Source organism: Cupriavidus sp. F041, assembly GCF_057814235.1.
In genome coordinates this window covers 3,574,815-3,597,807 of sequence record NZ_JBVASY010000001.1, presented here as the reverse complement: position 1 = coordinate 3,597,807, position 22,993 = coordinate 3,574,815, and the positions used below count along the sequence as shown (strand labels likewise).

General features: G+C 67.2%; 21 protein-coding genes. 6 read left to right on the top strand and 15 right to left on the bottom strand.

The window, feature by feature from the left end:
- Positions 1–5: 5 nt before the first annotated feature.
- Positions 6–1,052 (bottom strand): AraC family transcriptional regulator, encoded by a 1,047-nt coding sequence (locus ACZY0R_RS16555; protein ID WP_488859392.1) that lies wholly within the window; start codon positions 1,050–1,052, stop codon positions 6–8.
- A gap of 216 nt (positions 1,053–1,268) precedes the next feature.
- Between ACZY0R_RS16555 and ACZY0R_RS16550 the strand changes: the two genes are divergently transcribed.
- The 5 genes from ACZY0R_RS16550 to ACZY0R_RS16530 all read left to right on the top strand — a co-directional run bounded on the left by ACZY0R_RS16550 (position 1,269) and on the right by ACZY0R_RS16530 (position 7,102).
- Entirely contained in the window at positions 1,269–2,402 is a 1,134-nt protein-coding gene (locus tag ACZY0R_RS16550; protein WP_488859391.1) for an acyl-CoA dehydrogenase family protein, read from the top strand.
- A 63-nt stretch (positions 2,403–2,465) separates the two neighbouring features.
- Positions 2,466–3,995: a CoA-acylating methylmalonate-semialdehyde dehydrogenase gene (locus ACZY0R_RS16545; protein ID WP_488859390.1), complete on the top strand. Its 1,530-nt coding sequence runs from the start codon at positions 2,466–2,468 to the stop codon at positions 3,993–3,995.
- 290 nt (positions 3,996–4,285) lie between these two features.
- On the top strand, positions 4,286–5,185 hold the full coding sequence (mmsB, locus tag ACZY0R_RS16540; RefSeq protein WP_488859389.1) for a 3-hydroxyisobutyrate dehydrogenase: 900 nt from the start codon (positions 4,286–4,288) through the stop codon (positions 5,183–5,185).
- A complete protein-coding gene (locus tag ACZY0R_RS16535; protein ID WP_488859388.1) occupies positions 5,182–5,952 on the top strand; it encodes an enoyl-CoA hydratase in 771 nt (256 codons plus the stop codon). The genes mmsB and ACZY0R_RS16535 overlap by 4 nt, the downstream gene beginning before the upstream one ends.
- Positions 5,953–5,962: 10 nt before the next feature.
- Positions 5,963–7,102: an enoyl-CoA hydratase/isomerase family protein gene (locus tag ACZY0R_RS16530; RefSeq protein WP_488859387.1), complete on the top strand. Its 1,140-nt coding sequence runs from the start codon at positions 5,963–5,965 to the stop codon at positions 7,100–7,102.
- Positions 7,103–7,169: 67 nt separating this feature from the next.
- Here the strand turns inward: ACZY0R_RS16530 and alaC are convergent, their stop codons facing one another.
- The 7 genes from alaC to ACZY0R_RS16495 all read right to left on the bottom strand — a co-directional run bounded on the left by alaC (position 7,170) and on the right by ACZY0R_RS16495 (position 13,195).
- Complete coding sequence (gene alaC, locus ACZY0R_RS16525) at positions 7,170–8,426, bottom strand: alanine transaminase (protein WP_488859386.1); 1,257 nt, start codon at positions 8,424–8,426, stop codon at positions 7,170–7,172.
- A gap of 99 nt (positions 8,427–8,525) precedes the next feature.
- Positions 8,526–9,053, bottom strand: coding sequence for a 2-thiouracil desulfurase family protein (locus ACZY0R_RS16520; RefSeq protein ID WP_488859385.1), 528 nt, complete (start codon positions 9,051–9,053; stop codon positions 8,526–8,528).
- A gap of 71 nt (positions 9,054–9,124) precedes the next feature.
- Complete coding sequence (locus tag ACZY0R_RS16515; RefSeq protein ID WP_045239698.1) at positions 9,125–9,580, bottom strand: winged helix-turn-helix transcriptional regulator; 456 nt, start codon at positions 9,578–9,580, stop codon at positions 9,125–9,127.
- Positions 9,581–9,736: 156 nt separating this feature from the next.
- Positions 9,737–10,558, bottom strand: a complete 822-nt coding sequence (locus tag ACZY0R_RS16510; protein ID WP_488859384.1) for a siderophore-interacting protein — start codon at positions 10,556–10,558, stop codon at positions 9,737–9,739.
- A 63-nt stretch (positions 10,559–10,621) separates the two neighbouring features.
- Positions 10,622–11,347 (bottom strand): PadR family transcriptional regulator, encoded by a 726-nt coding sequence (locus ACZY0R_RS16505; protein ID WP_488859383.1) that lies wholly within the window; start codon positions 11,345–11,347, stop codon positions 10,622–10,624.
- Positions 11,348–11,521: 174 nt separating this feature from the next.
- Positions 11,522–12,148, bottom strand: coding sequence for an isochorismate family cysteine hydrolase YcaC (gene ycaC / locus ACZY0R_RS16500; protein ID WP_477102125.1), 627 nt, complete (start codon positions 12,146–12,148; stop codon positions 11,522–11,524).
- A 159-nt stretch (positions 12,149–12,307) separates the two neighbouring features.
- Positions 12,308–13,195, bottom strand: a complete 888-nt coding sequence (locus ACZY0R_RS16495) for a pirin family protein (protein WP_488859382.1) — start codon at positions 13,193–13,195, stop codon at positions 12,308–12,310.
- 123 nt (positions 13,196–13,318) lie between these two features.
- Between ACZY0R_RS16495 and ACZY0R_RS16490 the strand changes: the two genes are divergently transcribed.
- Positions 13,319–14,227: a LysR family transcriptional regulator gene (locus ACZY0R_RS16490; protein WP_488859381.1), complete on the top strand. Its 909-nt coding sequence runs from the start codon at positions 13,319–13,321 to the stop codon at positions 14,225–14,227.
- Between the two features lie 105 nt (positions 14,228–14,332).
- On the opposite strand, the gene ACZY0R_RS16485 is transcribed toward ACZY0R_RS16490, so the two are convergent.
- The 7 genes from ACZY0R_RS16485 to ACZY0R_RS16455 form a co-directional block, all read right to left on the bottom strand.
- Positions 14,333–15,289 (bottom strand): SphA family protein, encoded by a 957-nt coding sequence (locus ACZY0R_RS16485; protein WP_488859380.1) that lies wholly within the window; start codon positions 15,287–15,289, stop codon positions 14,333–14,335.
- Between the two features lie 696 nt (positions 15,290–15,985).
- Positions 15,986–17,398, bottom strand: coding sequence for a DUF2252 domain-containing protein (locus ACZY0R_RS16480; RefSeq protein ID WP_488859379.1), 1,413 nt, complete (start codon positions 17,396–17,398; stop codon positions 15,986–15,988).
- A gap of 76 nt (positions 17,399–17,474) precedes the next feature.
- Positions 17,475–18,341: a MipA/OmpV family protein gene (locus tag ACZY0R_RS16475; RefSeq protein WP_488859378.1), complete on the bottom strand. Its 867-nt coding sequence runs from the start codon at positions 18,339–18,341 to the stop codon at positions 17,475–17,477.
- A 56-nt stretch (positions 18,342–18,397) separates the two neighbouring features.
- Positions 18,398–19,786 carry a hypothetical protein gene (locus ACZY0R_RS16470; protein ID WP_488859377.1) on the bottom strand — a complete coding sequence of 463 codons (1,389 nt, stop codon included), beginning with the start codon at positions 19,784–19,786 and terminating at the stop codon, positions 18,398–18,400.
- Positions 19,783–21,417 carry a vWA domain-containing protein gene (locus ACZY0R_RS16465; RefSeq protein ID WP_488859376.1) on the bottom strand — a complete coding sequence of 545 codons (1,635 nt, stop codon included), beginning with the start codon at positions 21,415–21,417 and terminating at the stop codon, positions 19,783–19,785. Before ACZY0R_RS16465 ends, ACZY0R_RS16470 begins: the two co-directional genes overlap by 4 nt.
- On the bottom strand, positions 21,418–22,452 hold the full coding sequence (locus tag ACZY0R_RS16460) for a vWA domain-containing protein (RefSeq protein ID WP_488859375.1): 1,035 nt from the start codon (positions 22,450–22,452) through the stop codon (positions 21,418–21,420).
- Entirely contained in the window at positions 22,439–22,993 is a 555-nt protein-coding gene (locus tag ACZY0R_RS16455) for a DUF4381 domain-containing protein (protein ID WP_488859374.1), read from the bottom strand. The genes ACZY0R_RS16460 and ACZY0R_RS16455 overlap by 14 nt, the downstream gene beginning before the upstream one ends.

Below are 22,993 nucleotides of genomic sequence, written 5' to 3'. Positions count from 1 at the left end.
CGCCGTTAGGGCATCGCGGGCGTCGTGGCCCGATACGCGCCCGGCCGCAGCCCGGTCCAGCGGCGGAACGCGCGGTGGAAAGCCCCGGGCTCGGCAAAGCCCAGTTCGGCGGCAATCTCCGCCAGCGGGCGGCTGGAATGGCTGAGCGCCTCGATGGCCAGGTCGCGCCGCAGTTCGTCCTTCAGTTGCTGGTAGGTGCCGCCCTCCTCCATCAGCCGGCGACGCAACGACGATGACGACATATGGACATCGTGCGCCAGCCGGTCGAACGTGGGCCACTGTTCCGGCGGCTGGGCACGCAACTGGCGCCGCACGCGGGCCATGATGCTGCCCCGGTCGCTGTACTTGACCACCACGTTGTGGGGCGCGTCGCGCAGGAAGGCCTTGAGGCTGCGCTCGTCCTGGTGGACCGGCTGGTCCAGCCAGGCCGCGTCGAACACCAGCGCCGTGGCCGGCTGGCCGAACGCCAGGTGGCGCGAGTACATCAGCCGGTATTCCGCACTGTAGGCCGGCTCCGGATAGCTGAACGCCGCCAGCAGGACCGGCACGCGCCGGCGCAGCAGCCAGCTCATCAACCCGTGCAGCATGATCAGCATGGTCTCCTGGGCAAACACGCCCGGCGGCCGCGCCGACGGTGCCGTGAGCACCAGCGCCGCCCGCCCGCGCTTGCCGGCCCCCTGGCCACCTTCGGCGCCAGCGCCTTCGCGCTCCAGGCGCACGCCGATATCGTCGAGCAGCAGCCCGAAATAGCGCACCACCCGCTCCAGCCCCTGCGCCAGCGTCTTGCTGCCCGCGACGGCGTGGCAAAGCATGGCAAAGCTGCCGCATTTCATGCGGCGCGAATCCTGGCCAAAGAATTCATCGTCGAGCGCGGCGGCCACTTCCAGCCACAGGGCGCTGTAGCTTGCGGCGGACACCCGCGCCTGCGGCACCGCCAGCAGCGCCGGCGCGATGCCTGCGGCCTGCAGCACCGGCTCCGGCGCGATGCCGCGCGCTCGCAGGCCCGCAATGGCGTGATGCACGAAGCAAATGGCGACGCTGTGTTTTTCCATGGAATGCAACGATCGGTACGGTACGGTTTGCCTGCCCGGGCTTGCCGGCAGTGGCAAACGAGTTCAGCAAGGTTGGCGGATTCTGGCATAGGAGCACCCCCGCTGTCTTCCTACACTTGCTGCCATGCCCCCGCCCACGGCGGGCCACCCGACCAACCGCCAGCCGCCGCGATCGCGTGCCAACCCCACGCCGGTCCCGGCGCAACCCGAGCCGCCATGCACCAAGAATTCAGCGAACAGCAAGCCATGATCCGCGACACCGCGCGCGCCTTCGCCAGCGAACGGCTGGCACCGGACGCCGCCGCCTGGGACCGTGCCGGCCAGTTGCCGCCGGAGGTCGTGGCGGAAATGGGCGCGCTCGGCCTGCTCGGCATGATCGTGCCCGAGGAATGGGGCGGCACGTATACCGACTACATCGCCTATGCGCTGGCCATCGAGGAGATCGCCGCGGGCTGCGCCGCCTGCGCCACGCTGATGAGCGTGCACAACTCGGTGGGCTGCGGCCCCATCCTGCACTACGGCACCGAGGCGCAGAAGGCGCGCTACCTGCCCCGCCTGGCCAGCGGCGAGATGATCGGCGCGTTCTGCCTGACCGAGCCGCAGGCCGGCTCGGAAGCGCATAACCTGCGCACCCGTGCCCGCGCCACCGACGACGGCTGGGTGCTGTCCGGCTCCAAGCAGTTCGTCACCAACGGGCAGCGCGCCGGCGTGGCCATCGTGTTTGCGGCCACCGAGCCGGAGCAAGGCAAGCGCGGCCTGTCCGCCTTTGTCGTGCCTACCAACACACCCGGTTTCATCGTGCACACGCCGGAACGCAAGCTCGGCATCCGCGCCTCCGACACCTGCGCCATCACGCTGGAAGACTGCCGCGTGCCGCACGACGCGCTGCTCGGCGAGCCTGGCGAGGGCCTGCGCATTGCCTTGTCCAACCTGGAAGGCGGGCGCATCGGCATCGCCGCGCAAGCACTCGGCATCGCCCGCTCCGCCTTCGAAGCCGCCTGCCGCTATGCCGCCGAGCGCGTGCAGTTCGGCCGCCCGCTGCGCGAGCACCCGCCGATTGCCAACATGCTGGCCGACATGGCTACAGAGCTGAATGCCGCGCGCCTGCTGGTGCACCGCGCCGCGCATATGCGTACCGCAGGCCAGCCCTGCCTGTCGGAAGCCTCGCAGGCCAAGCTCTACGCCTCTGAGCTGGCCGAACGCGTGTGCTCCAAGGCGTTGCAGATCCACGGCGGCTACGGCTACCTGGAAGACTACCCGGTCGAGCGGCACTACCGCGACGCCCGCATTACCCAGATCTACGAAGGCACCAGCGAGATCCAGCGCATGCTGATCGCGCGCACCCTTTGAGCAGCGTGCCTGCTCCTTTCCAGCATTGACCAACCAAAACCCAGAACCGACGGAGACCACCCAATGAGTGCCCAGCCCGCTTCCGCAAACACCGCCGCCGTGCCCACCGTCAAGCTGTTGATCAACGGCGAGTGGGTGGAGTCCGCCGCCACCGAATTCCGCCCGGTGGTCAATCCCGCCACGCAGGAAGTGCTGGCGCAGGTCCCCCTGGCCACGGCGGCCGAAGTCAATGCGGCCGTCGGCGCGGCGCATCGCGCCTTTGCCACCTGGCGCCACACGCCGCTGGGCGCGCGGCTGCGCATCATGCTCAAGTACCAGGCCCTGATCCGCGAACACAGCAAGCGCATCGCCGCCATCCTGACCGCCGAGCAGGGCAAGACCCTGGCCGATGCCGAAGGCGATATCTTCCGCGGCCTGGAAGTGGTGGAGCACGCCTGCTCGATCGGCACGCTGCAGCAAGGCGGCTTTGCCGAGAATGTGGCCGCCACCGTGGATACCTACACCCTGCAACAGCCGATCGGCGTCTGCGCCGGCATCACGCCGTTCAACTTCCCGGCCATGATCCCGCTGTGGATGTTCCCGATGGCGATCGTGTGCGGCAACACCTTCGTGCTCAAGCCGTCGGAGCAGGATCCGCTGTCCACCATGGAACTGGTCAAGCTGGCCGTCGAGGCCGGCGTACCTCCCGGCGTGCTCAACGTCGTACACGGCGCGCGCGAGGTGGTCGATGCCCTGTGCACGCACCCGGACATCAAGGCCGTTTCCTTCGTCGGCTCCACCGCCGTAGGCACCCACGTCTACCACCTGGCCGGCGCGCACGGCAAGCGCGTGCAATCGATGATGGGCGCCAAGAACCACGCCGTGGTACTGCCCGACGCGCACCGCGAGCACACCCTCAACGCCCTGGCCGGCGCGGCGTTCGGCGCCGCCGGACAGCGCTGCATGGCAACCTCGGTGGCGGTGCTGGTAGGCTCCGCACGCGACTGGCTGCCCGATCTGGTCGCCAAGGCCAAAACGCTCAAGGTCGGCGCCGGCAGCGAGCCCGGTGTCGATGTCTGCCCGGTGGTATCGGTAGCGGCCAGACAACGTGTAACCGGCCTGATCGAAGCCGGCGAGCGCGAAGGCGCCACCCTGCTGCTGGACGGCCGCAACGTGCAGGTACCCGGCTACCCCGACGGCAACTTCATCGGCCCGACCGTATTCGCCGACGTCACCACGGAAATGTCGATCTACACGCAGGAAATTTTCGGCCCGGTGCTGGTAGTGATCGCAGTCGACACGCTTGACGAAGCCATCGCGCTGGTCAACCGCAACCCCTTCGGCAACGGCACCGGCGTATTCACCCAAAGCGGCGCGGCGGCACGCAAGTTCCAGAGCGAGATCGACGTCGGCCAGGTCGGCATCAACATCCCCATCCCGGTACCTGTGCCCTACTTCAGCTTCACCGGCTCGCGCGGCTCCAAGCTAGGCGACCTGGGTCCCTACGGCAAACAGGTGGTGCAGTTCTATACGCAGACCAAGACCGTGACCGCACGCTGGTTCGATGACGCGACGGTGAACGATGGAGTGAATACGACCATCAGCTTGCGGTAAAGCGAAGGGCGGCGGGCAGCGGGCAAGCCTTCAAAAATTTGAAGACATTGCCCTCCGCCAACACGATGCGAAGCGAGCCCCCAAGCGATGCGAAGCGAGCCGTGAAGGTGTACCAGGCCGTATGGCGCGCCTTCTTTGCCTACTTTCTTGGCAAGACAAGAAAGTAGGTCGCCCCCCGCAGGGGGGTGAAACTGCTTTTGACTTTAGGTTTTAAGGTTTTCAAGCCTTTGACTCCAAAAGCCCGCCAAAACCGCAAAAAACACAACCGATACAAAGAGTAAGGAGCCAACATGCACATCGCCTTCATCGGCCTAGGCAACATGGGCGCCCCCATGGCCCGCAACCTGCTCAAGGCAGGCCACACCCTCACCGTATTCGACCTGAACCCAACCGCCCTTTCAGCACTAAAAGCCGACGGCGCCGCCATCGCCCAATCCGCCCGCAAGGCAGCCGCCGAAGCCGACTTCGTCATCACCATGCTGCCGGCCGCCGCCCACGTACGCGCCACCTACCTCGATCCCGAAGGCGTCCTCGCCGGCGTCCGCCCCGGCGTCCCCCTGGTCGATTCCAGCACCATCGACCCCGCCACCATCCGCGCACTGGCCGCCGAGGCCGGCAAGCAAGGCAACCCGATGGCCGACGCCCCGGTCTCCGGCGGCACCGGCGGCGCGCAGGCGGGCACGCTGACCTTCATGGTAGGCGCCGAACAGGCCCTGTTCGGGCAACTGCAGCCAGTACTCTCCAGCATGGGCCGCAACATCGTCCACTGCGGCGGCACCGGCACCGGCCAGGTCGCCAAGATCTGCAACAACCTCATCCTCGGCATCTCCATGATCGGCGTATCCGAGGCCATGGCCCTCGGCGTCAAGCTCGGCATCGACGCCGGCGTGCTGGCCGGCATCGTCAACACCTCCACCGGACGCTGCTGGGCCGCCGACACCTGCAACCCCTACCCCGGCGTGATCCCGGCCGCGCCGGCCTCCCGCGGCTACAGCGGCGGCTTTGGCGCGGACCTGATGCTCAAGGACCTGGGCCTGGCCGCGGACGCCGCCCGCAGCGTGCGGCAGCCGCTCTTCCTGGGCGCCCTGGCCCAGCAGATCTACCAGGCCGTGAGCCAGGCCGGCGACGGGCAGCTCGATTTCTCGGGCGTGATCCGCCAGTACATGACGCAAGAGGAGCCGTCGGCATGATCGAACACGTGATCGACGGGCATATCGCCCGCCTGACCCTCAAGCGCCCGCCCGCCAATGCCTTCAATGCCGAAGGCCTGCAGCAGCTGCAGCAACTGGTGGGCACGCTGAACGCCGATGAGCGTGTGCGGGCCATCGTCGTCACCGGCGACGGCAACCGCTTTTTCAGCGCCGGCGCCGACCTCAACGGCTTCGCCGACGGCGACCGCGCCCATGCACGGGTAATGGCGCAGCGCTTCGGCGCCGCCTTCGAAGCACTGCAGAATGCGCGCCCCCTGGTGATCGCGGCCATCAACGGCTACGCGATGGGCGGCGGGCTCGAATGCGCGCTTGCCTGCGATGTCCGCATTGCGGAGGAACAGGCCCAGATGGCGTTGCCCGAAGCCGGCGTCGGCCTGCTGCCCTGCGGCTGCGGCACGCAGACCCTGCCCTGGCTGGTGGGCGAAGGCTGGGCCAAGCGCATGATTCTGGCCAATGAACGGATCGATTCCGCCACCGCGCTGCGCATCGGCCTGGTGGAAGAGGTGGTGCCGGCCGGCCAGGCTCTCGACACCGCTATGCGCCTGGCCGAGCGCGCAAGCAATGTCAGCCCGCGCGCGGCGGCCTACAGCAAGCAACTGGTGCACCTGGCCCGCCAGGGTGTACCGCGCGGCCCCGCGCTGGCGCTGGAGCGCGAGCGCTTTGTCGACCTGTTCGACGGCGAGGACCAGCGCGAGGGCGTCAACGCCTTCCTGCAAAAACGCGCGCCGCAATGGCGCAATGCCTAGGAGCCACGCCATGCGCCTGAACCCGAACGACGCCGCGCAGGAGCGCCCTGCCGCCGCCATGACCGCCGAGCCCGAGGTGCTGTTCCAGGAGATCAACGGCGTCGGCGTGATCACGCTGAACCGCCCGCGTCAGCTGAACGCCCTGTCGTACCCGATGATCGGCGCGCTCGATACGCAGCTTGCGGCGTGGGCCACGCGCGGCGACATCGCCGCCGTGCTGTTGCGCGGCGCGGGCAGCAAGGCCTTTTGCGCCGGCGGTGATATCCGCGCGCTGTACGACAGCTTCCACGCCGGCACATCGCTACGCCAGCAGTTCTTCGTCGACGAATACCGGCTCGACTACCGCCTGCATGGCTATCCCAAGCCGGTGGTGGCGCTGATGGACGGCATCGTCATGGGCGGCGGCATGGGGCTGGCGCAGGCCGCGCATCTGCGGGTGGTCACCGAGCGCTCGCGGGTGGCGATGCCGGAGACCGGCATTGGCCTGGTGCCGGACGTGGGTGCCAGCCATTTCCTGTCCAGGCTGCCGCCGGCACTGGCGCTCTATGTCGGGCTGACCGGCGTGACGCTCGGCGCTGCCGATACACTGCTGTGCAAACTGGCCGATATCGCCGTGCCCGCCGCGAGCCTGGAAGGCATCGAGCAGACCCTGGCCGGTATTCGCTGGACGGGCGATGCGCTGGCGGACCTGCGTGCCGTGCTGCAGGCAGTGCCCGTTGCCGGCGCTGCCGACGCGCCATTGCAGGCGGCCTTGCCGGCCGTGCTGCGGCACTTCCGTCCCGACGCGAGCATGGCCGGGTTGCTCGACAGCCTGGCGGCCGAGTCCGATCCGGCTTATACCGGCTGGGCCGCGCGCACGCTGGAGATCCTGCGCGGACGCTCGCCGCTGATGATGGCCGTGACACGGGAAATGCTGCTGCGTGGCCGGGACCTTGATCTTGCGGACTGCTTCCGCATGGAGCTGGGCGTGGTATCCCATGCCTTTACGCAGGGCGACTTCATCGAGGGGGTACGCGCGCTGATCGTCGACAAGGACAATGCGCCGCGCTGGCGCGTGAAGACGGCGGACGAAGTCAGCGAAGCCACGGTGCAATCGTTCTTCGATAGCCCGTGGCCGCGTGAATCGCATCCGCTGGCATCGCTCGGCTGACGCCGCGCACGTTGCACGCCGGCATGGCGCCGGCGCGTCATCGGACCAGAGCCTGGCCAGCGGCTGATCAGTCCTTCGGTTTCGGCGCGTGGCCGTGCGGCTGGTGCTCGTCCACCGGCACCTTCACCAGTCCGTCCGCGCGGAACATCGCCTTGATGCCCCGCACCGCCTGCCGGATCCGCGCCTCGTTCTCGATCAGCGCGAAGCGCACGTACTCGTCGCCGTAGTCGCCAAAGCCGATACCGGGCGAGACGCAGACCTTGGCCTTGGCCAGCAACTGCTTGGAGAATTCCAGCGAACCCAGCGCGCGATACGGCTCGGGAATGCGCGCCCAGATATACATCGAGGCCTTGGGAATCTCCACCGGCCAGCCGGACTCGATCAGCCCGCGCGCCAGCACGTCGCGGCGCGTCTGGTAATGCGCGGCGATCTCCTTCACGCATTGCTGGTCGCCTTCCAGCGCGGCGATGGCGGCCACCTGCAACGGCGTGAAAGTGCCGTAGTCGTGATAGCTCTTCATGCGCGTGAGCGCCGCCACCAGGTCGGGATTGCCGACCATGAAGCCGATGCGCCAGCCCGCCATGTTGTAGCTCTTGGACAGCGTGAAGAACTCCACCGCAATATCCTTGGCACCCGGAACCTGCATGATCGATGGCGCCTTCCACCCGTCGAACACAATGTCGGCATAAGCCAGGTCGTGCACCACGAAGATATCGTGCTTGCGCGCCAGCGCGATCACGCGCTCGAAGAAGTCCAGTTCCACGCATTGCGCGGTCGGGTTCGACGGGAAGCCCAGCACGATCATCTTCGGCTTGGGATAGCTGCCACGGATGGCGCGCTCCAGTTCAGCGAAGAAGTCCACCCCCGGCACCAGCGGCACCGAGCGGATATCGGCGCCGGCAATCACCGCGCCGTAGATGTGGATGGGATAGCTCGGATCGGGCACCAGTACGGTGTCGCCGCGATCGAGCGTGGCGAGCATCAGGTGGGCCAGCCCTTCCTTGGAACCGATGGTGACGATGGCCTCGGTATCCGGATCGATCTCGACGTCGTAGCGCTCGCGGTACCAGTGCGAAATGGCGCGGCGCAGGCGCGGGATGCCTTTGGAGGCGGAGTAACCGTGGGTGTCGGGGCGCTGCGCGGCTTCGGTAAGCTTGGCAACGATATGCGGCGGCGTGGCGCCGTCGGGGTTGCCCATGCTCATGTCGATGATGTCTTCGCCACGGCGGCGCGCCGCCATTTTCAGCTCGGCGGTGATATTGAAGACGTAGGGGGGAAGACGATCGATACGCGCGAAGCGGCGCTTGCCTGCGGAGGTGGACATGGATTTTCCTTGAACGTAAGCGCCCGGAACCGTCCGAGCGACGCTGCCGGCCGTTGGTGCGGCCGACCGGAAGATCTTAGCGGCGAATACGCACGGCGTCTACGGGTTTTGCAACGCGGCCGGCGACGCGCCCGCGATGCGGATCAGCGCCTCGATCTCGCTCTCATTCCACACGCGCACACCCGCCTCGGCCAGCAATGCCGCGGCCACGCCCTGCCCCGGACGCACGGCGCCGCTGAACGAACCGTCGTAGTGTTCACGGTTGCCGCAGGACGGGCTCAGCGCCTTGAGCAAGGCATGCTTGCATTGGCGCTGCCGCGCGATCGCCAGTGCGTCGCGAGCGCCTGCCGTGAAGGGCTGCGTGACATCGGCGCCGGTGGCATCGCGCACGATGCCGGCACCGGCCAGCACGTGCGCGCCGCTGCCGCCGACGATCTCGGCGGGCGGGCGCGGCGTGGGCAAGCCGCCCAGCGATTCGGGGCAGACCGGAATCAGATCGAAATGCCGCGCCAGCATGGCCAGCACGGGCTCGGGCTGGGCCTTGGCCTGGCCGTCGTAGCGCACCGGCTGGCCGAGCAGGCAGGAACTGACAAGGAGCGCGGGGCAGGAGGAAGAATCCGTTGGCATGGCGATGCGGTGTGGACTACGTTTGAATGAAGGCCGAAGGATCGGCTACGTCTGCGATGGATTGCGCAGCGTCATGCCGCCTCGCCCACCTTCCTCACCACCGCGTCATCGGGCCCGAGCAGGCGCCCATCCTCGGCGCGCACCTCGAGCTGCCGCACAGGCTTGCCGGCCTGGCCATCCACGAGCACCGAATGCGGCTCGCCCGGCGCGAAGAAGAACGCCTCGCCCCATTGCCGCAAACCCACCACCACGGGAAACAGTGCCCGGCCTTTCTGCGTCAGCACATATTCCTGATAGGCACTGCCGTCCGATGCCGGCACCTGCTCCAGGATGCCGTGCGCCAGCAGCGTGCGCAGCCGGTCGGACAGGATGTTCTTGGCCAGGCCCAGGCTGCGCTGGAACTCGCCGAAGCGCCGCAGGCCGTCGAAGGCATCCCGCACGATCAACAGCGACCACCAGTCGCCGATCACATCGAGCGAGCGGGCGACGGGGCACTCCGCACCTTCCAGGCTGGTTCGCCGGACCATATCGCAACTCCGTCTGCCCGCCGCCGGCACGGCGCCGCGGGCTGCGGCGCGCTGCGCTGGCGCCGGTTCCGGCACCCACGGCGAGGCGGTTGCATTGTAAAACCAGACGAACCGGTCTTCAACCTCCGCGCGAACGGGCGCGGCAGCCGTCAATCGTCAGTCGTCGATGTTCTCATGCACGGCGGCGGCGCCGGCCTTCCAGTAGCTGGCGGCGCGGATGCGGCCCTTCTCGATGCCGCGCTCGCCCACCAGGTACTGGCGTACGGCGCGGATCGCCGCGCCTTCGCCGGCGGCCCAGGCATAGCCCTCGCCGCGCGGCAGCGGAAGCTCGCGCAGCGCTTGCTCGAACAGGCTGCCAGCGGTTGCACCCGCTGGCGCGCTGTCGCGGTGCTGCCAGCGGAGTTCGACGTCGGCGCGGCTGGGCAGCGGGATTTCGGCGGCGGCGTTGTCCACCGCCAGCACCACCAGCGCGCGCACGCCGGCCGGCAGTTCCTGCAGGCGCCGGGCGATCGCGGGGAGCGCCGTCTCGTCGCCCACCAGCAGGTGCCAGTCGAAGCTCTCGGGAATCACGAACGAGCCGCGCGGGCCGCCCACGCCGAGATACTGGCCGGGCGCAGCCTGCGCGGCCCAGGTGGAGGCAGGGCCATCGCCATGCAGCACGAACTCGATGTCGAGTTCGCCCGCGACCGGGTCATAGCGGCGCGGCGTGTAATCGCGCGCCGCGGGTTTCGGCACGCCTTCGGGAAAGACCGGGCCGTTGGGGCCGGCTACCGGCAGTATGGGCTTTTCCTGTCCGGCCGCCGGGAAGAACACCTTGACGTGATCGTCGAAGGAAGCGGAGACAAAGCCTTTCAAGTCGTCGCCGGCCAGCGTGACGCGCAGCAGTTGCGGGGAGACGGCCTGGGTACGCACCACTTGCAGTAGGCGCATCTTGAGTTCATGGCGAACGCGTTGCACGGTGAGGTCGCGAGTATTCATGGATCTCCTTGATGACTGGGAGTTGGAATTCGGGATATGGAGTGTCGGGAACCGGGTCAGCACTCAGGTAGCGCTCTGCCCGTCCTGCCCGGCATTGATCTCCGCCGTGGCCCGCGCCAGGATGGCGGCGATGCGGCGCTGCTCGGCCGGCGTGGCCTCGGTGCGCATCAGCAGTGCGCGCTTGAGGGCCATGCGCGCCTCGACGAACTCGGGCAGCCACCCGCCTTCGGCTTCACGCTCCTCGCCGCCCTCGGCCCCTTCGCCCGACAGCGCGCGCCGCACCCACTCCATCTTGCGCGCCACGTGCTTGAGCTTGTTGAGCATCAGCGCCAGCCGCTCGCGGTTGGTTTCGAGATGCGCCCGGCCCGGCTCCGCCAGCTGGTAGCGCTTCTTGTTGCCCTCGGTATCCACGGTGGCGTAGCCGACTTCTTCCAGGAACGTCAGCGCGGGATAGACCATGCCGGGGCTGGGCTTGTAGAAACCGTTGGTGCGCGTTTCCAGCGCCTTGATCAGTTCGTAGCCATGGCTGGGCTTTTCCTCCAGCAGGGACAGCAGCATCAGCTGGAGATCGTCCGAACTGAACTTGCGGCCGCGCCGCCAGCTATCGCCGTCCCCATCGAAGCCGTCGCCGCCGCCAAAGAAGCCGCCCGGACCGCCGCCATGGCGATGGCGGCCAACGGCATGTATGGCATGACGCGCCCCGTGGGATGAGGGATGGGCGGAGAAATGAGACGACAGGTGAGCCAGCATGTGATGGCTAAGCCTGCCCAGAAGCGGATGGTGACGCATGATCGCAACCTCTACTATCGAAAGACATATCGTAAGATATATATCTTAAGTAAGGCTGTCAAGGCGATCCTGACGGGCGCGGCCAGGGGAAACCGGCCCGCCGGGCCTGCGCCATTGCGTGCGCAGGCCAGTGAAACGCAGAGGGCCAGCGCCTGAAGCGCCGGCTCTCCGAGCCTACTTGGCGCCCTTTGCCGTGGTGTAGCTGGCGATCAGGTTGCGATAGTCGGGAATGTGATTGGAGAACAGCGTGCCCAGTCCCTCGATATCGTTGCGCCAGTCGCGATGCAGCTCGCAGGCGATGCCGAACCAGCTCAGCATCTGCGCGCCGGCTTCCGCCATGCGGCTCCAGGCGGCATTGCGGGTGATTTCGTTGAAGGTGCCGGAGGCGTCGGTAACTACAAAGACGTCATAGCCTTCGGCCAGCGCTGACAGCGCGGGGAACGCCACGCAGACCTCGGTCACCACGCCCGCGATGATCAATTGCTTGCGGCCGGTGGCCTTGACCGCCTTGGTGAAATCCTCGTTGTCCCAGGCATTGATCTGGCCCGGCCGCGCAATGTAGGGCGCATCGGGGAAGGTCTGCTTAAGTTCCTGCACCAGCGGCCCGTTCGGGCCATCTTCAAAGCTGGTGGTCAGGATGGTGGGCAGGTTGAAATACTTGGCCAGGTCCGCCAGCGCAAGCACGTTGTTCTTGAATTTATCGGGCTCGATATCGCGGACCAGGGATAGCAGGCCAGCCTGGTGATCGACCAGGAGGACGGCGGCCTGGCTCTTGTCCAGGCGCTTGTACGGGGTAGTCATGCGAATCTCCTTTTTTGAGGATTAACGATTAACAACGGTCAATCACGATGAAAGCTCATCGATTGACGTTCAGCTGCGCCGGGAATCCAGCGTTTCGCGATCGGATGCACGCTGTCTGGCTGCCGCGGCCCCTGAGGGCCGCCCGATCCTGATGCGCGCTCACTGCAAGCGCCTCTCCTGCGCCGCCTCGATATGCCCGAAGCGGCCGCTGCGCAGGTCCTGCAGCGCCTGCGCGATTTCTTCCTGCGTGTTCATCACGAACGGCCCATAACTGGCCACCGGTTCGTCGATGGGGTCGCCGTGCAGCACCAGCACCACGGCGGCGCTGGTGGCCTCCAGCGCAAAGGCGGTGCCCGCGCGGCCAAGGAGCACCATCTGCCCCGCCTGCGCGGCCTGGCTGCCGTTGACCCGCACATTGCCGCGCAGCACGACCAGCGCCACGGTGCGGCCCTCGGGCGCCTGCAAGTCGACATCCGCGCCCTCGCGCAACTGCAGGTCCCAGACATCCATCGGCGTGAAGGTGTGGGCGGGTCCGCGCGCGCCCTGATGTTCACCTGCAATCACGCGCATCCGGCCAGCGCCGCCCGGCAAGGGCAGCGAAGGAATGTCCGCCGACAGGATGGTCTGGTAGCCCGGCGCCGCCATCTTGTCGCGGGCGCGCAGGTTCACCCACAGTTGCACCATTTCCAGGGTGCCGCCGGCGCGGGTGAAAGCTTCCGAGTGGAACTCTTCATGCAGGATGCCGGATGCCGCCGTCATCCATTGCACGTCGCCCGGGCCGATGCGCCCGCCCTGCCCGGTGGAGTCGCGGTGTTCCAGCTCGCCCTGGTAGACGATGGTCACGGTCTCGAAGCCGCGGTGCGGATGCTCGCCCACGCCGCGCTTGCGGGTGGCGGGCGTGAATTCGGCCGGGCCGGCATGGTCCAGCATCAGGAACGGGCTCAGGTGGCTGCCAAGACTCTGCTGGGAGAACAGCGTGCGGACTGGAAAGCCGTCGCCCACCCAATGGGCGTGCGGGCTGCTATAGGTGCCGATGATCTGCTTCATGAGGTTCCTGAGCGATGGGGGCTGACTGCGCCTCTGTTGAAGAAGAGCTTAGGCCGTCCCCAGGCCCGTCGGTAGTCGGCGTGCGCTATCCTCAGTGTCCTATTGATAGGACGATGCCCCCCGATGCACCCCGACCTCAACGACCTCTTCTACTTCGCCCAGGTGGTGGATCACCAGGGCTTCGCGCCGGCAAGCCGTGCCCTCGGCATTCCCAAGTCAAAGTTGAGCCGCCGTATCGGCGTACTTGAAGAGCGCCTGGGCACGCGCCTGATCCAGCGCTCGACCCGGCATTTCTCCGTCACCGAGATCGGGCAAAGCTATTACGGCCACTTCAAGGCCATGCTGGTCGAGGCGGATGCCGCGCAGCAGGCCATCGACCTGACGCGTTCCGAGCCCCAGGGCATCGTCCGCCTGACTTGCCCGGTGGCGCTGCTGCACGCGCGGATCGGCGCCATGGTGGCGGAGTTCATGGCGGCTTACCCAAAAGTGATCGTGCACCTGGAGGCCACCAACCGCAGCGTGGACGTGATCGCCGAGCGCATCGACGTGGCGATCCGGGTCCGCGTGCCGCCCTTGCGCGACAGCGATCTGGTGATGCGCACGCTGGGCAGGCGCGCCTGGTGCCTGGTCGCGAGCCCCGCGTTGCTGGCCGAGCGCGGCCTGCCCGCCGTGCCGGCCGACGTGGCCGCGCTGCCGACGCTCGACTGGGGCCCGCCGCAACCCGCGCATAGCTGGCAACTGGAGGGCCCCGATGGCGCCGGCATGGAAATCCGGCACAGCCCACGCCTGGTCACCGACGATATGCTGGCCCTGCGCCTCGCCGCGCTGGCGGGGGTCGGCGCGGTGGCATTGCCGAGCATGGTGGTGGAGGACGAGCTGAAGCAAGGCCGGCTTGTCATGCTGGTGCCGCAGTGGCGGCCAAGGGGCGGCGTCATCCATGCCGTGTATCCCTCGCGCCGGGGGCTGCTGCCCGCGGTGCGCGCCCTGATCGACTTCCTGGCCCTGCGCTTCGAGCAGATCGTGGAGGAATAGCGCCGGCGGGCAAGCCGGCGTGTCACTGGCGGCGGCCCCGGCACCATCTTGTCGGCGCATTCCGCCAGCCGCTTCCGACCTCGGAACGGCTCTGCGCACAGCCCGCTAGAACACGAGCGTCGCCGTGCCCATGAAAGTCCTGGTGCTTTCCATGCGATTCTGGCTCGCCACCGTCGGCACCCAGCGCAGGCCGAGCGAAAGCGTGCTCTTGGCGCCGATCTTGGTGTCATAGTTGATGACCGGCCCGATCGCCCAGTCGTGCCCGCGGAAGCCATTGAGGCTATCCGCGGTGGGTCCGCTGTCGCTGCCGAGCTGCTGCGTGGTGCCGACGATCAGCCCCGCGCTGAAGGCTTTGGTGAACTGCTTGCGCGCCATGATGTCAAGCGTGAAGAGCGGCGCGTTCTGGTAGTTGGTGGCGTTGTTGCGCGTGTAGAACTGCAGGCCGGCGACTGCATCGAACTGCCATCCCTGCTCGGGCAGGATCTTGGTGTACGCCACCTGCGGCACAAAGGTCCAGTTGTTCAGGCCCGTGTTAGCCAGCGCCTGGGAATCGTAGCTGCCCGTGGGCGCCCAGATGTTCAGGCTCAGCGCCACGTGCTCGGTCTGGGAGAAGTGATAGCCGGCGATAACCGGCGTGAAGTAGATATCGAACAGGCCGGACGCGGTGTCCTGGCTGCTACCGTTGAAACGCCCCAACGTCACGTTGGCACCCACCCTGTTCCACAGATACGGCAGCGTGAAGCTGGAGGCGAAATTCCACGCACCGGTCTTGGTGTCCCAGACCTTCATGATGGTGGCCAGCGTAAAGGCTACCTCGCCACTGATGCCGAGCGAGGCCTGCCCCCCGATCGGCACCTGGCGTCCGCCGTCGACAGAGCCATTCAGGTACATCTCGGCCAGGTTGACAGCCAGGATCGGCTCCGGCGATACGATGCCGGCATTCGGCACCACGCTGGTGCCGGAAATGGGCCGGCCCAACGCGCCCTCCGTGGCATGCGCCGACACCGCAGCGAGCAGCAGTGGCAACGCAATGGCGAGAGGCTTCGTCTTCCTGGGGTGCATTTAGGTTTTCCCTTGTGGTCGGGTGATCGGCAATCTCGTGTTGGCCGGCCGCTGGTTGCGCGCATCGCGCCGCTCCGGCAAAGGTTACAGATTTTGCCCTAAAAACGGTTTCGCCAGAATTGGTGTTTTTCCCGCCAGAGAAAAAAGCCCTCGGCCGGGGAGGTCGAGGGCTAAGTGTGAAAAGGCGGCTCGCGAAGTCCGCCCCAACCGCAGATCATAGGCAATCGGGCGCGTGGCGCAATCACCTGACCGGGTGAGGTCCGTCACGCTCTCTGCCTTGCCCGGACTCGACATCGGCAACCGGTGCTCGATAGAGATCCCGCGCCAGCGCTCTTGGCCGGGCAGCGCTACGGGCCGCATGCCAGCGCCCCGTCTACTTGAGTCCGGTACTTCGGAAAATCTGGTTTCCAGTCTCGGCGGCCATGCTGGCGCGCTGGGCCTCAGTGACGAACTTTCGTCCTTTAGTCCCATCGTTTCCAATATCAACATCTTCCCCATCTGAAATCTATCGGAGTGTGTATTGAAAATGTTTTCGGAACTGGCTTTCCCGGAAATCAATATCCGGAATTATGGGTGCGATGCCAGCGGGCGGGCAAGCATGCTGCCCGCGCCCTCGCAAGCCCTGACATCGGCTGCGCGTATCGCGCGTTCATCGCGCTGGTGGGGCCGGTTGCGCTGGAACGCGCCGGGCCAGCCCTAGATGCGGAAATCCGCCGCCATGTCGGCATCCGTACGCGCCTCCAGGCGGCCAGAGCGGCAGGCGCCGACAAACACGTCGTAGTCGCGCTCGACCTGATCCGCATACGCGTTTGAATACGCCAACAATGCATCGGCCATCGCATCGCTGCCGCCGAGGTAGCCACTGATCTCCAGCGCCATCCCGCTGGCCTTGGCATGGGCCCGCGCCAGCACCCAGCCACACAGCGCCGCGAACTCGCTGAACAGTTCGATATCCATCAACTCGATCTCGGGCGACAGTTTCATATCGCGCAGTTGCCGCATATAGAAATGCCGGCCGGACGGCCCGTCGTTCCAGCCCAGGAACACATCGCTGGCGGCCTGCATCAGCCGCTGGCCTTCCACCACGCGCCGGCCTTCATGCGTCACCGGCGGCGACTTGAAATAGCGCGCCACCACCGACTGGGTGGCCTGCTTGCTTTGCAGGAAGAGCGGCTTGCCGTGGTTGTCGATCATCAGGATGATCAGGCAGCGCGTGCCGACGCTGCCCACCCCCACCACCTTGAAGGCGGCATCGTGGCGTGTGAAATGGCTGAGCAACTGGCGCCGGTCGGGGGCCATGGTACCCAGGTATTCCTTGAACGCCCTGTCGAAAGCCTTGTCGGTGTCGGTGATCTTCATCCAGTCGTCCTCGGGGGAGAACAGCGTGTTCTCGCCTTGTATGTGGAAGATCCCCGGCGGTGCGTCGCGGATCCTCCAGCGCTCGCCAACCCGCTCCGACAACTTCGGCAACAGTGCTGCGCTGGCGCGCTTGGTCGCGCGCGCCATGCCGCGCTCCAGGGATTTGCGGATTTGCGGTGAAGGCGTCTCGGCCATCAGCCGCTCGAAGGTGATGGCGTCATACCAGGTGTCGAGAATGCCCATCCCGGCATAGTTGGCCATGCGCTCCTGATAGCTGCGTACGATGCGGTAGACCAGGTCATCGATCACGCCGCGTTTGTGGCGCAGATGCCGGCCCGCCACCACGAAGCTGGCGGTAAGCCGCTTCAGGTCCCATTCCCAGGGCCCTAGGCTGGTCTCGTCGAAGTCGTTGAGGTCGAACAGCAGCGAGCGTTCAGGACTGGCAAACCCGCCGAAGTTGGCAAGGTGGCAGTCGCCGCAGATCTGGATGGGGATGCCTGAATCCGGCGTACCGGCCAGGTCATGCGCCTGGATGATGGCGCTGCCACGGTAAAAGGTAAAAGGCGATTCGATCATGCGCCCATAGCGCAGCGGCACCAGCCGGTCGACACGGCCGGCACTGTTGATCTCCAGCAGTTCGACGGGATCTCGTTCAACGCTGCCGACCGCGACATGCGCGCTGCGGGGAACGTGTTTGCGCGTGACTTTGCCGCGCTCGCGGCGGGATTCGATGTCTTCAGGGGTGTCCACAAGCTCTCCTTGGATTACGGCTCTGTCTTTTGGGTTTCCGCGTGTTGTTGCCGGTACGGATTATTTCTATGCTTGTCTATCTCCAGGCATAGGCGATGCCAGCGCCATAAGTGATCTGGTTGCGCGTGCCGCGCTGCGTCACGATAGGACTGTCTCCGGCGCTGCCGGTAAGCCGCTGTCCGTAGACCATGGCGCCGGCGTACCAGTTCTTGTCGATCTGGAAAACCAGCGCCAGCCAGCCGGTCACCTGCTGCAATCCGCCGCCGGGCGCATAGACGGGCAGGCCGCTGCGCGCGGCATCGTCCGGCGTCACCCCGTAGTAGGTCTGGTTGAAGCCCTGGCTCACCCAGCTTGCGCCCAGCCCGGTCCCGGCATATACCCGCGGATGCAATGGCACCCAGGCACTCCCGTTGACGCTGAGGCGCGCACCCGTGTAGACCACGCCCGCATTTGTCACCACCGCCACGCTGCCGCGCAGCCGGTAGGGAATGCTGCCCTGGTCCAGGTACTCGTAGCCGATGAAGCCGCCCGCCTCCACCGTGGTCTTGATTTCGTGAATCTGGGAGACCACCGGATCGTCGACATCCTTGCGCCCCAACCGGAGCGCCCCTGCGGGCCCCCACTGGAAACCGGTGACGCCACCAAAGTTGTATTGCGCATAGGGTCCGTACCATTCGAACAGGTGGCCGCCCGGCGTGACATAGCGCACCCCCGGCACCACGCCGATCATGCGGTCGTTGCCGCCGGCGTATTCCGTCGTGGAGCCGATGCCGGCGCCGACCATGTTCGGCAGGGAATTCGGCAGGTCAACCGGCCCGGCGGCGGCCTTGCCGGACATGGCGGCTGCCAGCAATATGGCGATCGACAAGGGCAACGCGCCGGCGGTGCGCCGCCCGGGCGGGCGGGATGATGCGAAACAAGCCTGCAGCGTAGGTGGAAGCATTGTGGAATCCGCTCCGGATGGAAACTAAGGTTAGACCGGTCATGGCGGCCTGTTTGCTAGCCGCTGGCCGGATTGAGCGGTGGCAAAGATCTCGCCGCCTGATGACCAGAACGTGTGGAGCCGCGCACCAGCCCCGCCCTGGCTTCATCCAGTGCCTTGCCCAGCGCGGCTGGCGGCACATCGTCTTGTGCGGCCGCTGCACCATAGCGGCTGGACAGCAGTTGCTCCCCCGCCGTGGCAAAAGCCGCGCTGCCGGCGGCGCGTTCGGCATCGCCAAGCGCCGCGGGGCGCCCAAGCACAGCGGGCGCGCGCCGGGCCACCCGGTCGAGCCAGGCGTACAGGCTGCCCACCAGTGCGCTGGCGTCCTCGCCCTGCTGCGCGCGCCGCAGCCGCGCAAAGGCGGCGGCCTCGGAGCTTGCATAAGCCAGCCGACGCTGGCGCCGCCAGGCCTTCAGGCGCCCAACCGCGCGGATCAGCCAGGGCAACAGCAGCCAGGCCGCCAGCCCCAGCACCGCCAGCACTGCGGCGCAATAGGCAAGCCGTTGCGGATCCAGGCGCGCATGGCGTCCCGGCAGCGCCGCCAGGGGCTCGCCCGGAATGCCAACCGGCGGCTGGTAGCCGGGGTTGGCGGAAGCGGTAAACCGCAATGGGGGTACCGTGGCCGTGCGCAACTTGCCAGCACGGATATCCCACCACTGCACGCTTACCCCCGGCAACTCGTAGCGGCCGGACTTCTGCACCAGATAGGTGGCGGCATCGACCCTGCGCCCGCCCAGAAAACCCTGTCGCTCCTGGCTGATGTCCTGCACGCGGGGCGCCTTGGGATAGACCGCGAGCCCGGACACCGGCCCAAATGTGGTGGGCGGCAGCAGCATGGCCTGCACGCCGTCGGCGCTGATCTCGATGGTCCGCGTAAAGGCGTCGCCCTGCTTGAGCGTGCGCAGGTCATGGTCGATCGACTGCGTCAATTCCAGCCGCGATGTCCCAATAGCGTTCTCTGCGCTGGCCGGGCGCGGCACCGTCTTGACTTTCAGCGTCAGCGCGGGTGTGCGCACCTTTACCACCCCGCTCACCTGCCCTACCTGCAGCGTGAGTTCCAGCGGCGCAATGGCAAGATCGCCGCCGGTCTGCGGCGTGACGATGTACGAGCGCGATACGCCGAACCACTTCACGCCCTGGATGTCTTCGCTCAGGTTGGTGGCGTCGTCGCCCGGCGGGCTGACGATAGCGCCGGGAATCTCCAGCGCGGGAAAGACCGGCGCCTCGGTGAACCAGTTGGTAGTCAGCGCGTCCACCACCAGCTTGACAGGCTGGCCCTGCGCCACCGCGCCGCCTGGCTCCAGGTGCGCGCGCGCCATCGACCGCGGCCCTTCAGCCAGGACCGGCAGCGCAATCAGCAGGCCGAGCAAGGCGACAATGATGCTGTAGAACAGGAGGCGTTTCATGGCGCGGCCTTGCCCTGCGCAGGCTGCTGCGCCTCGATCCGGAACTTCTGGCGCAGGAAATCCGCCGGCGAGATCTGCAGGTTGCGCATCCATAGCTCGGCGTTTTGTTGTTGCAGGTGGCTCATATCGGCCTTTTCCTTCTTGCCGCCATCGTCCTTGTCGTCGAACTGGATCTTGTCCGGCGGTATGTCCGGCGCTTCCTCGCCGTCATCTTTTTTCTTCTTTTTCTCCTGCTCGATCAGCGCCGCGATGAGGGCCCGGTTGGCGGTGGCCTGCGCGAATCCGGGGCGCCCCTTGAGCGCGTTGTCGTAGGCCGACAGCGCACGCGGATAGTCCTTCAGTTGCGCATAGCAGTTACCCATCATGAAGAAAGCATCCGGGGTAGCCAGGCTGGCAAACGCGATCAGCGCGCCCGCGAAGTCGCGCGCGCGGTAGCTGGCCCAGCCACGCCATATCGGGTCCTGGAAATGCGCCGCGGCGGCGGTGTAATCGCCGCGCTCGAAATGCCAGCGGCCTTGCTGGTCGGGGGTGAGGAAGGCATCCAGGAAAAACGCCTTGGTCGATGCCGTTGTGAGGACCACCGGCGCCGCCACCGCCGGGCGCGGTGCCTGCACAAGCAGGGCCACCAGCAACGCCGGCAGCCAGCGCACCACCCAGCCGCGCCGGAACCAGAAGGCAGCCAGCAACGCGATGGGGATGGTCAGGACGTAGCCCGCCTCCTTCCAGTGCACCTCGGCGTTCTTCTCCTGCGCGGCCTGCATATTGCGCACCGCGCGGCGCTGCACCCAGTTCACATCGTCGTCGTCCAGTGTCAGGCTGGCCAGCGGGATGTCGGCATCGGATGAGAGCGCCTTCAGCGCCGCCAGGTCCAGCGTGCCCTGCACCGGCCGGCCCTGCTGGTCGGTGGCCACGCGGCCATCGGCGGTACGGATCGGGCCGCCCTGGCTAGTGCCGGCGGCCAGCACCAGCACCTGCGCCTGGCTATTGCGGGCGTGCGCGGCAAAACCGGGGATTTCCGCCCAGTCGAAGCCATCGGTGATGAACAGCGCGGTGCCCGCGGCCGACTCGCGCGCCAGCAGGGTGTCGGCGAGCACCAGCGCGGCGGCGGCGTTCTTGCCCTCACGGGGCATCATGCCGGTATCCAGCGCGTCTAAATACAACGCCATGAACTGCGGGTCATCGGTCGGCGGCACTACCATGTGCGCCGTGCCCGCGTACACCACCAGCCCGGTGCGCGAGCCCGCGCGCAGCTGCATCAGGTCGCGCACCTTCTGCTTGCTGCGCTCCAGCCGGGTCGGCGCCAGGTCCACCGCGTCCATGCTGCGCGACAGGTCGATGGCAATCACCATCGGCGCCTTGTCCTCGGTAAACGGTGGCGGCTCGCGCTCCCAGGCCGGCCCCGCCGCGGCAAGTCCGATCAGAATCAGTGCGGCGCACGCGCCGTGTACCGGCCGCAGGCGCCAGCCGCGCCCGCCATCGACGATCAGCCGCTCCAGCAGGTGCGGGGCGATCACGCCCTGCCAGCGCCGGCGTGGGTCGGAGAACCGATGCCAGGCGAAGACAATCAGCAACGCCGCCGGCATCAGGAGCAGCCACAGGGGGCGCAGGAAATGGAATTCACTGAAATCCATTCAGTGCCCCGGTTCCGGCGCGACGCCCTGGCCACGGTCCACCAACGGCTGGCGGCGCGGTCGGCGGATGGCGGTCAGCAATAGCATGACCGCGTGATACAGCAACAGCAGCATGCCCGCCGCGGCGAGCGGATAGTAGAAGAGATCGCGCTTGGGCTGGTGCGACTGGCGCTTTACCTTGACTGGCGTGATCCTGTCCAGCGTCGCGTAGATGGACTCCAGCCCGGCCAGGTCCTCGCCACGGAAAGAGCGGCCTCCCGTCATGCTGGAGATCTTCTGCAACGCACCCAGATCCACCTTGTTCTCGCCCGTGGCGTTGATGTCGCCGATGCCGATCGTATGGATGATCAGCCCCTTGTCCCTGGCGACCCGCGCGGCTTGCTCCGGCGGCACCTTGCTGGCAGTGTCGTTCCCGTCCGTCAACAGGATCAATACCTTCTCCTGTGCGGGCGATTTCTCGGTCATACGCACGCCCACGCCAATGGCGTCGCCAATCGCCGTCTGCGGGCCCGCCATGCCGATCTGGACCTCGGCGAGCAAGGCCTTGACGCTGTCGTGGTCCATGGTGAGCGGCGCCTGCGGGAACGCCGCCGCGCCAAACACGATCAGGCCGATGCGGTCTTCCTTGCGGCGATCGACAAACGTGCTGACCACCTGCTTGACGGCGGTAAGCCGGTCCACGCGGTGGCCGTCGGCTTGCGCGAAATCCCTGGCCTCCATCGATTGCGACAGGTCGATCGCCAGCATCAGGTCGCGCGCCGGCTCGGTGCGCTCGATCGGCGGGTCCACCCGGACCGGCCTGGCCAGCGCGGCCACCACCAGTGCCCAGCACAGCGGCGCCAGCAGCCGCTGCGCCCAGTTGCGGCGCATCACCACCGCGCCCTCGGAGGGCCGCAGGCCGGAGCGTTCAGCTATTTCCTCGAAGAACGGCACGCGCACGGCAGGCATGGTTTCCCGGTAAGCCGGCAGCAGCAGCCAGACCAGGATGGGCAACAGCAGGACCAGCGCGGCCCACGGGTGGTCAAAGGTGAGCATGGTGCTGTCCGATCCAGTCGCGCAGCAGCGCAATCAGCGCCGTCACTTCGGCGGCCGGCGGCGGGCGCTGCCCGTAGGCCAGCGCCGGCAGCAGCCGGCCAGGGCCGTTGCTGAAACCACCGCCGCGCCAGGTGCCATCGAGATAGTCCAGCCATGCCTGCGCGGACAGGCTGGCCACCTGCGTGCGCGGCGCGAACGCCAGCACCACGCGCTTGACCAGCGCGGGCAAGGCGGCAAGCGCGTCGCGGCGGCTGTCGTCGCCGGCCGCCGCGGCCAGGCCGGCTTCAATGCGCGCCAGCTCCGCGAGCGCGTCGCGCCGGTAGCGGTTTGCCTGACGGCGCCGCCAGGCGCGCCAGGCCAGCAGCCCGCCCAGCGCCAGCAGCAAGGCGGCCAGCACGGCCCAGCCCCAGGTCTGGGGCAGATAGGACACAGGCGGCGGCAAGGCGATTTCCTGCAGGTTTGCCAATGTGCCGGTGGTCTCCGGTGCGCCTGCAACTGGCTGCGCGGCATCGGTGGCGTAGGAACGGGTCAGGTCTGCCAT

Coding starts and splice junctions, on each gene's coding strand:
- ACZY0R_RS16555 (WP_488859392.1), bottom strand. CDS start 1,052: ATGGAAAAACACAGCGTCGCCATTTGCTTCGTGCATCACGCCATTGCG.
- ACZY0R_RS16550 (WP_488859391.1), top strand. CDS start 1,269: ATGCACCAAGAATTCAGCGAACAGCAAGCCATGATCCGCGACACCGCG.
- ACZY0R_RS16545 (WP_488859390.1), top strand. CDS start 2,466: ATGAGTGCCCAGCCCGCTTCCGCAAACACCGCCGCCGTGCCCACCGTC.
- mmsB (WP_488859389.1), top strand. CDS start 4,286: ATGCACATCGCCTTCATCGGCCTAGGCAACATGGGCGCCCCCATGGCC.
- ACZY0R_RS16535 (WP_488859388.1), top strand. CDS start 5,182: ATGATCGAACACGTGATCGACGGGCATATCGCCCGCCTGACCCTCAAG.
- ACZY0R_RS16530 (WP_488859387.1), top strand. CDS start 5,963: ATGCGCCTGAACCCGAACGACGCCGCGCAGGAGCGCCCTGCCGCCGCC.
- alaC (WP_488859386.1), bottom strand. CDS start 8,426: ATGTCCACCTCCGCAGGCAAGCGCCGCTTCGCGCGTATCGATCGTCTT.
- ACZY0R_RS16520 (WP_488859385.1), bottom strand. CDS start 9,053: ATGCCAACGGATTCTTCCTCCTGCCCCGCGCTCCTTGTCAGTTCCTGC.
- ACZY0R_RS16515 (WP_045239698.1), bottom strand. CDS start 9,580: ATGGTCCGGCGAACCAGCCTGGAAGGTGCGGAGTGCCCCGTCGCCCGC.
- ACZY0R_RS16510 (WP_488859384.1), bottom strand. CDS start 10,558: ATGAATACTCGCGACCTCACCGTGCAACGCGTTCGCCATGAACTCAAG.
- ACZY0R_RS16505 (WP_488859383.1), bottom strand. CDS start 11,347: ATGCGTCACCATCCGCTTCTGGGCAGGCTTAGCCATCACATGCTGGCT.
- ycaC (WP_477102125.1), bottom strand. CDS start 12,148: ATGACTACCCCGTACAAGCGCCTGGACAAGAGCCAGGCCGCCGTCCTC.
- ACZY0R_RS16495 (WP_488859382.1), bottom strand. CDS start 13,195: ATGAAGCAGATCATCGGCACCTATAGCAGCCCGCACGCCCATTGGGTG.
- ACZY0R_RS16490 (WP_488859381.1), top strand. CDS start 13,319: ATGCACCCCGACCTCAACGACCTCTTCTACTTCGCCCAGGTGGTGGAT.
- ACZY0R_RS16485 (WP_488859380.1), bottom strand. CDS start 15,289: ATGCACCCCAGGAAGACGAAGCCTCTCGCCATTGCGTTGCCACTGCTG.
- ACZY0R_RS16475 (WP_488859378.1), bottom strand. CDS start 18,341: ATGCTTCCACCTACGCTGCAGGCTTGTTTCGCATCATCCCGCCCGCCC.
- ACZY0R_RS16470 (WP_488859377.1), bottom strand. CDS start 19,786: ATGAAACGCCTCCTGTTCTACAGCATCATTGTCGCCTTGCTCGGCCTG.
- ACZY0R_RS16465 (WP_488859376.1), bottom strand. CDS start 21,417: ATGGATTTCAGTGAATTCCATTTCCTGCGCCCCCTGTGGCTGCTCCTG.
- ACZY0R_RS16460 (WP_488859375.1), bottom strand. CDS start 22,452: ATGCTCACCTTTGACCACCCGTGGGCCGCGCTGGTCCTGCTGTTGCCC.
- ACZY0R_RS16455 (WP_488859374.1), bottom strand. CDS start 22,993: ATGGCAGACCTGACCCGTTCCTACGCCACCGATGCCGCGCAGCCAGTT.